Below are 13,574 nucleotides of genomic sequence, written 5' to 3'. Positions count from 1 at the left end.
TTATAAATCAATCATACTAGCCAATACTCTGCTTGCAAATCTCCTCAAGAACCATTTTGTAAGGAATATCGCCATGTTGACCACGACTCCTTCACCATCGGCACTGCAGAGTGCATCTATGCAACAAGCCGCCAATGAGAGTTTCGTCAGCGAACGCCGTTTCTATGACGACAAGAACTTCCCCAAAGGCTTTCGCCGCAGCGGGGATTTTACTTACAACGAAGCAGAATTACTCGAAAAACATGGCGTTGCCATGCAGGCTCTGGCGGAAGGACGCCAAGCCCCCCGAAATCCGGAGGAGAGTCATTTTGTTGAAGTTGTCCGCGGAAATTCCGCTCCCGGTAGCTTGTTGGAAAAGATCTGGGTAAAGTATGTCAAGTTGGCTTCTGGGAAGCCTTTCTACGCAGTTGTCGGCACCAATTTGGTGAAAAAGGCCGATGCTGAGTATCTTGACGATATGATAGATGACGATGTTCAGGATGAGCCTGAACTAGAGGATGACCAATGAAAATTAGGGTTTGCGACTAAATGCGTGGTTGGATTTTATATAAAGAGACCGCGACTCAGCTAAAACCTGAATTGTATGAAATTAACCGATTGTTGGAGGCTGCCAAGGCCGACAATATCGAACTTGAGGTCTATGCTCCCGATGAGTTTGACCTCACAGTGACCCGAGAGGACAACAAGAGTATTTTACTGAACGGGCAACCAGTCGAGTTGCCCGATTTTATTATTCCCCGTATGGGCTCGGGTACCACCTATTTTGCCTTGGCGATTATCCGCCACCTGGAACGTCTTGGCGTTTATTGCCTTAACTCTTCCAAGGCGATAGAAACCGTTAAAGACAAGCTGTTTTCCCAGCAACTGTTGGCCGAAAAGAATCTGCCAACTCCCAAGACCATGCTGGTGAAATTCCCGGTGGATGTTGACCTGGTTGAACGTCACTTGGGTTTTCCTGTAGTGATCAAGACACTGTCCGGCTCGCAAGGCAGCGGTGTGTTTCTGTCGCATAAGGCGCGCGAGTTCGATGATCTGATGCAGCTTATCGAGGCCACCAACAAGAATGCCAACATTATTCTGCAGGAGTTTATCTCCAACAGTCACGGTCGGGACTTGCGAGTCTTCACCATAGGTGGCCGGGTAGCGGGATGCTATGAGAGACGCGGCCAAGAGGACAGTTTCAAAGCCAATGTCAGTGCCGGTGGCTCCGCCAGCCCCTTTGCGGTGACGCCTGAAATAGAGTGGCTGGCAACCCAGACCGCCAATATTTTGGATCTGGATGTCGCCGGAATCGATCTGCTGTTCGATAATGGTCACTACAAGATTTGCGAGGCCAACTCCTCGCCGGGCTTTGAAGGACTGGAATCCTGCCTCAATCTGGATATTGCAGCACAAATACTGCACTTTATCCGTATCCGTTTGGGGATGTTCAACAAGGACTCCAAGAAAAGCGACAGCAGCGAGTCCGAGGCCTGATCCGAACACAAGCTTTAATATCAGACTGAAGCGCTCCATTACGGAGCGCTTTTTTGTTGCGGATCATAAAAATCGATAACTTTACAAACATTTTATTCACACAAAGCACTGTTCTGGTTTAGACTCTCTGCAACCGCGCGGATTTTCAGCATCCGAAAATACAAGAAGTGTCGCCCCAAGAGCGAACCCAAAAGCACTCAAACCGCGCATGTGCCGAATTACCCCGGAAAAGGAATCTCTGAGAAGGCACTTGGACTATCTGAGTAATAAAAAGAGATCACCCCATTGTTGATAACACATTCAATTAACATTTCGGGTTCAAGACTGGTGTTGACACTACTCCTGCTCTGCTGTGCGGCCAACTGTGCTCAGGCCGGCGAGTGGAGTCTGAATATAGGTGGTTTCTATTCCCAGTCCGACACCAATATGCAAGTTACCGATCCCTTGGTCGGCAATGATTTCGATCTGGATTTTGAGTCTGATCTGCAGTTGGCGGAAAACGAGTTTCTGCCTCTGTTTGAATTGGGATACCGTTTCAACGATAGGCACCACATCTATTTTGACTGGAAACAACTGCACCGCAGCGCTGAAACTCAAGCGGTCAGTCGGCCATTTCAGATCCAGATTGACGATACCGTCTATGACGTCAAGGCCGGTGGCCAGCTGGGCACCACGCTCAATATCGATATCGCCCGCATCGGCTATGGCTATGATCTGTTTCAAGGCAACGGCTATAACATAGGGGTCAGTGTAGGGCTGCATACCATGTTCATTGAAAGCAGCTTCGAAGGTTCAATCGGAGCCTGTGCCACCTCAGAGCTCAGCGGCAATATCTGCAGCGCCCAGCCCATTCCCAGACTGGTGGATGAAAGCGTTACCGCACCTTTGCCGAATATTGGCCTCTTTGGTGACTATGAGCTGGCACCCAGTTGGCAATTTAATCTACATGCCCAATATTTTTCCGTGCGCCTTGATGATCTCAAGGGCTCACTGGTCGATATCAGAGCCGGCATGAAAACCACCCTGAGTGATCGTTGGGACATCACCTTGGCCTATAACTATTATAAAGTGGATGTAGATGTGCGTCAGAGCGCTTCGGACGCCGCGGTAAAAGTGGCCGACTACAACCTCTACTATAGTTTTATCGGCCCCATGTTATCGATCAGCTACCGTTTCTGAACTTGTTCTCCGCTTGACGGTACAATCACGCTTTTTGCTGACGCTTTTTCCTGACGCTTTTTCCTGACGCTTTTTCCTGACGCTTTTTCCTGACGCTTTTTCCTGCCCCCTTTCCCTGACCATAGTCGCTTATTGGCAGCTCGAGTCAAAGCTGTCATCCACTATCTTTTGCCGACAATCACCAAGTATTCCAGTCCTCTCGCCTGCCAAGCCTCTCAAAAAGTGAGTTTGATAAAAATCCACTCTTGCTCACAGTTACGCATCTGATAATGATTATCATTTAGCAAAAGAGGTGATGGAGTAGGCAAAGATGAGTAACAAGCTGGCAGTCACAGGGCTAAATGATCCTATCGCCCAAACACTTTTTATCCCGCTCTATATGAAGTCATGCCAATCCAAACTGAAAGATGCCTTCTTCTCAGATCCTTGGGCCTGCGCGCTTATCGAACGATTTGATTATGACTTTTCAAGTTTTGACCAATCTGTATTGAGCTCAGTAGGGGTCGCCATCCGCGCGGGTTACTTTGACAGACTCACGGCGGATATTATCGCTGCGGCGCAGTCCTGTGTTGTAGTCAACCTCGGAGCCGGGCTCGATACCCGCTTTCAGAGGATTCAAAAGCTGATGGGAAACACGATGGAAGACAAGTCCTGGTTTTACAACCTGGATCTGCCTGAAGTGATTGCCCTCAGAGAGCAGCTCCTTCCTGCGGACAGTTGTGAGACATGCATCAGTGCTTCTGTATTTGATAGCGATTGGATGGATGAACTCAATGCCCGTCATCAGGGCGCAACCTTTGTTTTTATTGCCGAAGGCCTGCTGATGTACTTCGACAATTGTCAGGTACAACAGTTGCTTCAAGAACTGGCCAGCCGCTTTCCTGGTTGCCATATTCTATTCGACGGTATCAGTCGCTGGATGAGGGACAATTCAGATAACCACGACAGCGTAAAATATGCCGGTGCCGGTTTTAAGTTGGCGCTCGACTCGCCACGGGAGATTGAGCAATGGCATGGAAAGCTAAAGGTGATTTCAGTCGCGCATTACGCCGATTTCAAAGAGTGGAAACGAGTAGGTTTCTTCAATTATCTGCTGTCCAAATACATACCCAAATACTTCCACTCCAGCTTTCTGGTGCATGCCTGTGTCGAGCAGCCATGAAAAACAAAGGCTTTCCATTAATTACGCTTTCAAGTGACAAGAAGCATGGACAGGTGTAACCCTTTTTGAGTCACACCTGCCACCAAACTCAGCGCTGATCCTGAGCCCGGCGCTTCTTGAAGTCCGAATCTTCAAGCCATTTGGGCCAATCATTGTCATTGGCCAACCGCGCCAGGATATCGCTTATCAAGGCCAAGTCCTGCTGAACCCCATCCAGACTCCAGCTTGGGTCATAATCATCGGCTGCCTTATGATATTTGTGGGCAATATAATCCGGGTCTGTATCCCCCAAACTCATAAACAGCAAGCCGGGTACCCCTTCCTTGGCCAGAGCGAAATGGTCCGAGCGGAACATCAAGCCATTTTGCGGTCGGGGATCGGCCTTGACGCTGCGTCCCTGCCCTTTGGCGGCATCATTCAAATACTGCTCCAGCTCTGACACACCCTCACCATAACGCAGGATGTAATCCACGCCTTTACCCATATTCATGCCGTCTATATTGAGAAATGCCACCAGCTGCTTGGTGGGAACCGGGGGATTTTCGGCAAAGTACTGGGCGCCAATGAGTCCGGTTTCCTCGGCAGTAAAGGCGCTGAACAGAATCGAGCGTTTCGGGGCATCAATGCCCTTTTGCTGTTTGAAGTGCTTTGCCAGTGCCAGAACACCGGCCACACCTGAGGCGTTATCCACAGCGCCGTTGAGCACCACTTCCTTGCCATCTTCAATGGTCTTTCCCAGGTGATCCCAGTGAGCGTGCATCACCAAGTATTCATTTTTGTGCTCGGTTCCAGGCAACAAGGCCGCCACATTGTGGGATTGCGCCAGTTCTATCTTGTTGTTCAAGGTCAGATTGGCCTTGAGTTTCAACGGCACCGCCTTGAAGCCTTTATTGACCGCCTGTTGCTTCAAGGTATCAAAGTCCAGACCCGCCTGGCTGAACAGCTTCTTGGCGCTATCGTGCTGGATCCACCCCATCACGCCAACCGATGATGCGTTGTTGTCTTTATCCACCAGGGTGTACTTGGTATTGGTGTTGCTGTTACGCACCACCCCCCAACCGTAAGCGGCGGGCGCAGTTTCATGCACAATAAATACGGCTTCGGCGCCCTGGCGAGCCGCTTCTTCATATTTATAGGTCCAGCGACCGTAATAGGTCATGGCATTGCCCTTGAATACCTGGGGATCCTGAGTGGCAAAGCCGGGATCATTGACCAGCACAATCAGGGTCTTACCACGAACATCCAGGCCTTCAAAGTCATTCCAGCCGTATTCCGGGGCATTAATACCGTAGCCGACAAATACCACCTCGCTGTCTTGCAGCTCCACCTTGGGCGTCACTCTTTGAGTGCGGGCGGTGAACTCCTCACCGTTGCTGAAACTCATTGAGCCCAGCTTAAGCTGCATATTCTGATCTGCAGTGATCCTGGCCATGGGAACGGCTTGCAGATAACTTTTGCCAAACCCGGGCTCAAGCCCCATCTCCTTGAAGGCCTCGGTAAGGTAATCCAAGGTCAGCTGTTCACCGGCCGACAGAGGCGCACGGCCTCCAAACGCGTCACTGGCAAGGTTTTTTACATCCTGGCGATAGCTGGATTCATCCAGTTCAAAGGGGGCGGCCAACGCCAGAGCGGGCGTTAACAGTGTGGCCAACAGGCCACAGACTGAGGTAAATTTCACGACTTCATTCCTTGCTATTATCTATTTTGTTCAGCCATTGTAACAGCGGGGCAGCATTCGGCAATCGGCGCAACAAAGTGACATTCTGTGAGCCTTTGGATCCACAAGCGGCTTAATTTATGTCAAGCTGAATAGGTAATTGCATTGACAATGAGTTCCCCTATGACCATGACTCTGCTTCAACAAGCCGCCCAATACCTGAAAAAAGCCTTGCCGTTGATGTTAAAACATCAGATACCGACAACGCCGGTCAACTATGCGCTCTGGTATGCCTATGTCAGCGAGCGCAACCCGGCACTCAATGCCAGCCTGGATGAAGCCGTCAGCCAGTACAACACCTGTCCGCCCTCCACGGCGGAACTCCTCTACCGTCATCATCTGGCCCCGGAAGATGAACTGGATGTCAGAGATATGCGCCAGAGTATGGAGGCGATAGCGACCGAGCTGTCTCAGTCACTCAAGGATACCAGCTGCGATGCCGACAGTTTTCGCGCCAAAATCGAGCGTAACTTTGGCCGTATCAGCCGCTTGGATCAGGACGCCATGGATCTTGAACAGGTGATGGGCATGGTCCGAGCCCTGGTGAAAGACTCGGATGATATTCGCAGCAGCACGGATTATTTGAGCTCGCAACTGAGCAAGGCCCAGCAGGAGATAGACAGTCTGCGGCTACAGCTGCAAAACACCGAAAAAGACATATTGTTTGATGCCCTCACCGGCTGCCTTAACCGCCGCGCCTTCGATGCCGACTTCGATAGCTTGTTGAGTCAGTCGCCGAAGGGCTGCTGCCTTATTCTGGTGGATGTGGATCACTTCAAGCGTTTCAACGATGAATATGGGCATCTTTTGGGGGACCAGGTGCTCAAGGCGGTGGCCAAGCGTCTGCAGGATAGTTGCCGTGACGGCACCAAGTTGTATCGTTTCGGTGGTGAAGAGTTCGCTATTCTGGTGCCGACCAGTCAGCTGAGAGTAGCCCGCCAACTGGCCGAAGCCATGAGACGGGCACTGGAGAAGGTTAGCGTCAGAGACAGGCGCAAGGGCCAGCTCATCAGCAATATCAGCGCCTCCTTCGGGGTTGCAGAATGGCAGCAACTGGATACCCGCCAATCCCTTACCGAACGCGCCGACACCTTGCTCTATGAAGCCAAGCGTTTGGGCCGCAATCGGGTGATGCCGATATCAGGCTGAAACCGCCAGCGTTTGCAAGGCTTCTGCCTGCACCACAAATCTAAGCTCGGCGCCGCCGCTCAGGCTGTCGAAGGGATAACAGGTGATCAGCGTCAATAGCCGCTCATCACTGCCCATCAACCAACGTGTCTCAGATTCATGCACGACTGCGGTAGCACGTATTCGATAAAAATGGATCTGGCCATCCATTCCCTGCAAGCGGATCTCCTGCCCCACCCTGGCCCCGGCCAGGATCGCGAAATGGGTATCCCTGTGACCGGCAATCACGGTATTGCCTGTCTCTCCGGCGCCGGCTCCCGAAAGCATCTGCGCCGGTCCAAAGGCCAGGTTACGGCCACTGGCCCCGGCCAGCACATAGAGTGGCTCATGCTTGCCTATCCACAATTTGGCCGTGGGGTGGGTATCGGCCCAGGACCAGGGTTTGTGTGCCTGGCCGTCAGTCAGACTCTTGGCCCAGGCCTTTTCAATCAAGAACTGGGCGAACATGGCTTTGGCTTGCATATATCCTCCTTTAAACAGCATGGCCGAACCTGCCACGACCAGAACAACTATCACTATTGAGCAGATATCGCTAAAGCGCCCCCTATTGACCGAGGGCATAGCGCCTGCTGTCAGGGCCTGCTCAGCCTGGCTCATCGCCCCGCCTCCTCACAAGCACGACGGCCAAAGGCCCTGGGGAAAGCCGCCAGCATCAGCGCCGCCAGCAAACTTGCCAACCCCAGCAGCAACATCAGCCGGCTGTCGGTGGCGGTCTGCGGCAACTTACCCTGCCAGCCCTTGGGCGCATGACTGGCCACTTGCCCTTCCCGGGTCGCCGCGGCGTCCGGATTGACCGGGGTGACATCCACTGCCACCAGGCTGGTGTACGGACTGACCAAGTGGTACTTCAGCGACAGCGCTGTGACCTGGCGTTCAATGCGTTCACTGTTGGCTGCATCTTTGGCCAACTCCAGCGCGGCTATCTGTTTTCTGGCCCAGATAAGATCCAGCCCTTTGGGCTCAGCCTTGGCATTGAGCGCCAGCTCCTGCTGCCAGAATTGGCCATCGATAAGACCGGATACGATAACTGCCTTGTGGGCATTGCTACGCTGTTTGATGCTCACCAATACCGGCTCACCCTGATAGAGATCCGGAATTTGTGCCGACCAGTAATCCGGCACAGTGCCGTCAGGGTAGCGCAGCGACACATCTGTGATCCTGGGAGCAGAGATTTTTTCCAGCAAGGCAACCACCTTTTGCTCCACCTCCTGCATCTTGCCAATATAGGTAAAGCTGCCCCGCCCCAGCTCGGCAACGCGCTGCATAAAGTGGGAGTTGGGGGCAGTGCCTATACCTATGGTAAACAGACGGTTGTCGCCGAGCCTGTCTTTAATCAGTTCAAATAGCGCCTGTTCATTGCCTACGGCGCCATCTGTCATGAAAATCACTTGCCTGAGCGCCTTAATCTCACCTTGCGTGCCGACTTTATTTTGAGCGGCAAAATCATTGTTCAATGCCAACTCAAGCGCCTTGGCCATCTCGGTACCACCGTTGGCTTCCAGGGCGCGAATAAACTGCTGCGCCCGACCTATATTGTGGGCCGTCGCCGGCAAAGAGTTGGCCGCCATGGTCTGCACTGCAGAATTGAATTCAACAACATTGAAACTGTCCTCCGGTTTGAGACTGCTCAATGCATACAGCAGTGCCTGTTTGGCCTGAACTATTGCATCTCCCCCCATGGAGCCCGAAGTATCTATCACCAGAATAAGCTCCCTGGGCAAGGGCTTGGCCACCTCTTTGCTCTGTGGAGGCATCAACATCAATAGACTGTATTCATCCCTGGCAGCTTGGCCTTCGGCCTGCGCTAAAGAAGGTGCTGGGGTATGGGTCTGGCCTTGCTGGCTGAACAGCGCCGCTGCGGGCTTGGCGCCCGTATCCGCTTGCCATTGCAACACAAAGTCGCTGTCGGCCTTGGTATTGTCTTGTTGCAGCTGCACCCGAATACGGCCATCACTCAGGGTTTGTTGGGAAATAGCATGATAAGGGGATTCCAGCGACAGCAAGGGAAAACCGGCATCCAGGATAATATCCAAACTGAGACGATTCTCCTGGCCACCGCTGTGCGCATGGGGGCTTTGCGCTTGGGGGCTTTTAAGATCAGAGCTTTCGCTATCTGTACCGGCAAACATCTTTTCAAGGCCCGCGGCTTCAATCACAGGACTCAGCAACCGCGCCGCCTCCTCCACACCCTTGAAGCTTTGCAGCATGCTTTGAGGCAGATAACGGGGCGTGTGGGTCATGGGAAAGCGCAGGCTAAACTGACCATTACGGTAATCCAATGCCTGCTGGTAGCTGAAGCTGACTTTAAGGGTTTCCCCCGGGGCCAAATTAGCCACCTGAGTGGTGAACAGGTTGGGCCGCTCCTGACTCAGTAAACTGGCGCGCTTGCCCTGAGCCTTGGCCTGCTCAAAAGTGCGCTTGGCCTCTTCCTTTGGTTGAATAACCCCCTCGATGATCCGCTCACCTATTCTCAGCTGCATGCTGTCCACCGCCGCCTCATTGGGCAGCGGGAACAGGTAACGGCCGTGGATCCACTCCTGGGTATCATTGGTGAATGACTGGGTGACGCTGACTCTGTTACTCCAGCCACTGATGCTCATGCTGACTTCGGTTGCCAGTGCCGGGGCCTGAGTGTCGCCAAAAGCGAGCACCCCGGCACATGGCCATTGCGGATTATCAATCAGTTGAAGGGTACCTTCCTGAGCCTGGACACTTGCAGGCTCTTCGGCAAATTGGGGACCATTCTCGGCCCAGGCTTCAACCGAGCTCACCAGATTGAACACCAGCAGTGCCAGCAGTGCAAAGCCTGAAAATTGCAGGGCGTTGACGGCCCTGCATAAATAAGTATCAGAATCGCTGTGACTAGCGGCGGACATTCTCTGAAACTGCTCGTTTTCCTGCCGAGGGATATCCATATTCATTTTGTCGCTCCCTCTCAATTACCGCTTTGTTGATTGGCTGCCAGAGCAGCTCCCTGAGTCTGCAATTTCAGCGTGACCCGACGGTCAAAGAAGTCACTCTCGCGGCTCTGTTTGGCACTGAGGGGAGAACTGGCACCCAAAGCCTGGGTTTGCAAACGCTCTTCGGCAACGCCTTGGCTAACCAAATAGCTTTTCACCGCCTCGACCCGCTGTTCAGACAGCGTCTGGTTGTAATCAGAATTACCACGGCGATCGGCGTAACCGGTCAGATCCAACATCAGCTCAGGCGACAGGCTCATGGCATAGGCCAAATCGTCCAGCTGGCGGGCAAAGTGGGGTTCGATTTCGGCGGTGCCGGTACGAAACTGCACATTCATACCCACTATCAACTCTTCGAGCTGGGTAGCCCGGTCGCGGGAAAGCGCATTAAGACGGCTCTGGGCATCGGCGTATTGCAACGATAACTCCTTCAGCGCTCGCTGCTTCTCACTGAGACTCGCCAGTTGTTCGGTTTGCTCGGCCAGCTGTTGCTGCTGACTCTTGAGCTGCTCGTCATCGCCCACAGACTTACCCACTATGCCGCCGGTGAAGGCACCGATAACGGCCCCCACAGGTCCCCCAACCACGGCGCCCAGCAGTGCGCCTGTGCCAAAGCCAACCAACTCTTCGTTGTGGTCTCTCTCCTGAGTCGGTAAGTTTGGCTGGCTGTCGGCGTGCGCCAGAGAAGAAGTCAGCAACAGTGATGCCATGATCAGGGAGGCTATGGGGGTCTTTTTCATCATCTCGATTCCTTTTGTCTTGTAGAGCTTGCTGCCCAGTTGGCAGCGTTCCTCGTCGTTGAGATGATTAAACCCCATTGAAATGGCAAGTCTGGGGAGCAAAAATGGCACTTTGGCTATCAATTGTGGCAACAAAATGGCAATTGGAAGCTATCGCTTTTTTCACGGCTAAAATCCTGTATAGTCACGGCTATTCACGGCTCGGCAGGAACAAGAGGCAGATGAAACGCATTGCCATAGTGGAAGATGAAGCTGCAATAAGAGAAAACTACAAAGATGTGCTGCAATCACAGGGTTACTCTGTGCAGACTTACGCCAACCGCCCCGAGGCCATGCAGGCCTTCAACACCCGCTTACCGGATTTGGCCATTATTGACATAGGTCTGGAGCATGAAATCGATGGTGGCTTTACCTTGTGCCAGTCGCTGCGAGCGATGTCGGGCACCCTGCCGATTATTTTTCTCACCGCCAGAGACAGCGACTTCGATACGGTTTGTGGCCTGCGTCTGGGTGCCGATGACTACCTGAGCAAAGATGTCAGTTTTCCCCATTTACTGGCGCGGTTGGCGGCGCTGTTTCGCCGCTGCGAACTCGCCGGCAGCAGCGCTCCGGCCGATACCCTGATGGAGCGCGGCGCCCTCACCATAGATGCCAACCGAATTCAGGTATACTGGCAACAGCAGCCGATTGAATTGACAGTGACCGAATTCTGGATGGTGTACGCCCTGGCCAAACATCCCGGCCATGTGCGCAGCCGCACCGAATTGATGCAGGAAGCCAAGATTTATGTCGATGACAGCACCATTACCTCCCATGTAAAGCGGATCAGGCGCAAGTTTATCGCCGCCGATCCGGCCTTTGACTGCATTGATACCGTCTATGGCATGGGTTATCGCTGGGATCCCGAATCTTGAAGTTTCCCTCCTATCACCCGCCAATAGGCCTCAGAACCAAGACTCTGGTACTGTCGCTGTTTTTGCTGTGCCTGCCCTGGCTTGGCTATCAGTATGTGTGGGAGATGGAGAAATATCTGCGTCACGGCCAGGAGAAAACCCTGGAAGGAACCACTCAGGCCCTGGCTACGGCGCTACATGAAAGACCCAGGCTGTTCGACAGCCAGGCCAGTTTCCTCAATCAAGTAGAAAAGGGCCGCGATCTCTACGCCTATCCGCTCAACGGCCCCATTCAGCTGGATGGCCGCCTCAATGATTGGGAGGCCTACCGCCATCGCGCCATGACCTATGGCGAAGAGCATACCCTGATGCGCTTGAGTGACAGCCAGTCAACGCTGAGCTTTACCCATATGGTAGGTAAATATGGCGGCTACCTTTACGGCTTTTTCGAGGTAACGGATCCAAAGGTGATTTACCGCGGCCGCAACAGCCTGAGTGTGGATCGCAACGACTATCTGGCTATCGCCACCCTGGCCCCGGATGGCCGTTTTCGCCGCTACACCATAGCCAACAAGCACGATGGCTGGCTCAGCGCCTTCGAGTTGCCTGAAAATCCGGCGCTCAGCGCCCCGGTGACACCAGAGGTCCGCATTCAGGGCCAGTGGTTGAAAACCGATAAGGGTTACAATATTGAACTCAGAATGCCGCTGGAGATGGTGGGCAGTAAACTCAGTTTTGCCATTCATGATGTCAACGACAAAAAGAGCCGCAGGCTGGAAGCCATAGTTGGTACCTCGGCCACTGACCGCGCCGATAAGCTGGGGACGGTTCTGGTACCATCACCGGAAATTGAAAGTATTATCAAAGGTATGGGGCATAACAGCTCGCGGATATGGGTGGTGGATGTCCATGGCCGGGTGCTGGCCAAGTCGGGCGATATTCGCGCCGATTCCAGTGTCTGGACCCGCTCGGTCGAGGAGGAGCGGCAACCGGAAAGCTTCTTTGGCAAACTGGAACACGACTATCTACACCCCATCTACTACACAGTGCTGACCAAGCCGCCTATGGATTTTATCGACTCACTGCAGGACTCGACCGAACTCGGCGGTAGCCATATTCGCCGGGCGCTGAATGGCCAGATGGCCTCCACCTGGCGCCTGACACCGGATAACAAGGCGGTGGTGTTGGCGGCGGCCAGCCCCATCTGGATTGACGATAAGGTGATGGGCGCCGTGGTTGCCGAGGAAACCACCCATGGTATCCGTACCCTGCGTAACCGGGCACTGGAGAAACTGTTCAATGTGATCCTGACCGTGATGGCCATGGGAACCCTGGCACTGTTTGTGTTTGCCTCCGGGATCTCCAGCCGCATTCGCAAACTCAGGGATCAGGCCGAGCGCGCCATCGACAGCCAGGGGCGGGTTCGCGACACCATTCCACCTTCAAAAGTGCGCGATGAAATCGGCGACCTGTCGCGCAGTTTTGCCAATATCGTCAACCGGTTGGGGCAATATACCCACTATCTGGAAAACATGTCCTCGCGACTATCCCACGAATTGAGAACCCCGGTGGCCGTGGTGCGCAGCTCATTGGAGCACTTGAGTCTGCAGCAACTGGACAAGGACACGGCCAAGTACGTCGACCGCGCCCAGGAAGGGGTCAATCGCTTGTGGCTGATCCTCGCCAACATGAGCGAAGCCACCCGGCTCGAGGAGTCCCTGTCCCAGGCCGAGATAGATGAATTCCCACTGACCAAGGTTGTGGCAGGCTGCGTCGCCGGGTATCAGATGACTTACAAGGAACAAGGTTTCGTGCTGGTGTTGCCGGATGAACCTTTGACCATGCGTGGCGTGCCTGAATATGTCGCCCAGCTGATGGATAAGCTGGTCACCAACGCCATTGAGTTCAGCAAAGCCGATACCGATATCCGCATCAGCCTCAAGGTGCAGGGCAAACAGGCCCTGCTCAGGGTGGAAAACCAAGGGCCACTGTTGCCGGAAAACATGACCGAGCAGATCTTCGAGTCCATGGTCTCAGTGCGGCCACAAACGATGCAGTCCAAACCTCATCTGGGACTGGGACTTTATATCGCCAGGCTTATCACCGCCTTCCATGGCGGCCATATCAGTGCCAGCAACCTGAGCGACGGCTCAGGTGTCGAAATTCGGGTCAGCCTGCCGCTGCTTTAAGCTGCGGACAACTTGAACAAGTCTCAAGCCCGCCGCACTGGCAATGACAAGATTCAATGTTAATATGCCT

The 13,574-nt window shown here is 53.5% G+C and carries 11 protein-coding genes; 7 read left to right on the top strand and 4 right to left on the bottom strand.

What is annotated here, in order from left to right; all coding sequences use genetic code 11:
• The first annotated feature begins 73 nt into the window (after positions 1-73).
• From CX650_RS01955 to CX650_RS01940, 4 genes are all read left to right on the top strand, one after another.
• The gene (locus CX650_RS01955) at positions 74-508 is read left to right on the top strand and encodes a MaoP family protein (RefSeq protein WP_039033298.1); all 435 of its coding nucleotides are present in this window, start codon (positions 74-76) and stop codon (positions 506-508) included.
• A 20-nt stretch (positions 509-528) separates the two neighbouring features.
• Positions 529-1,476 carry an ATP-grasp domain-containing protein gene (locus CX650_RS01950; protein ID WP_101094893.1) on the top strand — a complete coding sequence of 316 codons (948 nt, stop codon included), beginning with the start codon at positions 529-531 and terminating at the stop codon, positions 1,474-1,476.
• 327 nt (positions 1,477-1,803) lie between these two features.
• The gene (locus tag CX650_RS01945; protein ID WP_229799972.1) at positions 1,804-2,655 is read left to right on the top strand and encodes an outer membrane beta-barrel protein; all 852 of its coding nucleotides are present in this window, start codon (positions 1,804-1,806) and stop codon (positions 2,653-2,655) included.
• Positions 2,656-2,965: 310 nt separating this feature from the next.
• A complete protein-coding gene (locus tag CX650_RS01940) occupies positions 2,966-3,817 on the top strand; it encodes a class I SAM-dependent methyltransferase (RefSeq protein ID WP_045283748.1) in 852 nt (283 codons plus the stop codon).
• Between the two features lie 88 nt (positions 3,818-3,905).
• Here the strand turns inward: CX650_RS01940 and CX650_RS01935 are convergent, their stop codons facing one another.
• Positions 3,906-5,495 (bottom strand): M28 family metallopeptidase, encoded by a 1,590-nt coding sequence (locus CX650_RS01935; RefSeq protein ID WP_101094891.1) that lies wholly within the window; start codon positions 5,493-5,495, stop codon positions 3,906-3,908.
• A 162-nt stretch (positions 5,496-5,657) separates the two neighbouring features.
• Here CX650_RS01935 and CX650_RS01930 point away from each other — a divergent pair, with 162 nt between their 5' ends.
• A complete protein-coding gene (locus tag CX650_RS01930; protein WP_101094889.1) occupies positions 5,658-6,683 on the top strand; it encodes a GGDEF domain-containing protein in 1,026 nt (341 codons plus the stop codon).
• On the opposite strand, the gene CX650_RS01925 is transcribed toward CX650_RS01930, so the two are convergent.
• From CX650_RS01925 to pdsO, 3 genes are read right to left on the bottom strand one after another with little or no spacing between them, the layout of a single operon-like run.
• Positions 6,675-7,283: a class GN sortase gene (locus tag CX650_RS01925; RefSeq protein WP_037436504.1), complete on the bottom strand. Its 609-nt coding sequence runs from the start codon at positions 7,281-7,283 to the stop codon at positions 6,675-6,677. The two genes, CX650_RS01930 and CX650_RS01925, sit on opposite strands and share 9 nt — an antisense overlap.
• A 32-nt stretch (positions 7,284-7,315) precedes the next feature.
• On the bottom strand, positions 7,316-9,643 hold the full coding sequence (locus tag CX650_RS01920; RefSeq protein ID WP_101094887.1) for a marine proteobacterial sortase target protein: 2,328 nt from the start codon (positions 9,641-9,643) through the stop codon (positions 7,316-7,318).
• 14 nt (positions 9,644-9,657) lie between these two features.
• Complete coding sequence (gene pdsO / locus CX650_RS01915; protein ID WP_101094910.1) at positions 9,658-10,425, bottom strand: sortase-associated OmpA-like protein PdsO; 768 nt, start codon at positions 10,423-10,425, stop codon at positions 9,658-9,660.
• Between the two features lie 218 nt (positions 10,426-10,643).
• On the opposite strand from pdsO, the gene pdsR reads away from it, so the two are divergent.
• Entirely contained in the window at positions 10,644-11,336 is a 693-nt protein-coding gene (gene pdsR, locus CX650_RS01910) for a proteobacterial dedicated sortase system response regulator (RefSeq protein ID WP_025009526.1), read from the top strand.
• Positions 11,333-13,504, top strand: coding sequence for a proteobacterial dedicated sortase system histidine kinase (gene pdsS, locus CX650_RS01905; protein WP_025009525.1), 2,172 nt, complete (start codon positions 11,333-11,335; stop codon positions 13,502-13,504). Before pdsR ends, pdsS begins: the two co-directional genes overlap by 4 nt.
• The last annotated feature ends 70 nt before the right edge of the window (positions 13,505-13,574 follow it).

This window comes from Shewanella indica, assembly GCF_002836975.1.
Taxonomy (GTDB): domain Bacteria; phylum Pseudomonadota; class Gammaproteobacteria; order Enterobacterales; family Shewanellaceae; genus Shewanella; species Shewanella indica.
The sequence above is the reverse complement of the archived record's forward strand: the minus strand, read 5'-3'. Positions and strand labels throughout refer to the sequence as shown.

Coding starts and splice junctions, on each gene's coding strand:
- CX650_RS01955 (WP_039033298.1), top strand. CDS start 74: ATGTTGACCACGACTCCTTCACCATCGGCACTGCAGAGTGCATCTATG.
- CX650_RS01950 (WP_101094893.1), top strand. CDS start 529: ATGCGTGGTTGGATTTTATATAAAGAGACCGCGACTCAGCTAAAACCT.
- CX650_RS01940 (WP_045283748.1), top strand. CDS start 2,966: ATGAGTAACAAGCTGGCAGTCACAGGGCTAAATGATCCTATCGCCCAA.
- CX650_RS01930 (WP_101094889.1), top strand. CDS start 5,658: ATGACCATGACTCTGCTTCAACAAGCCGCCCAATACCTGAAAAAAGCC.
- CX650_RS01925 (WP_037436504.1), bottom strand. CDS start 7,283: ATGCCCTCGGTCAATAGGGGGCGCTTTAGCGATATCTGCTCAATAGTG.
- CX650_RS01920 (WP_101094887.1), bottom strand. CDS start 9,643: ATGAATATGGATATCCCTCGGCAGGAAAACGAGCAGTTTCAGAGAATG.
- pdsO (WP_101094910.1), bottom strand. CDS start 10,425: ATGATGAAAAAGACCCCCATAGCCTCCCTGATCATGGCATCACTGTTG.
- pdsR (WP_025009526.1), top strand. CDS start 10,644: ATGAAACGCATTGCCATAGTGGAAGATGAAGCTGCAATAAGAGAAAAC.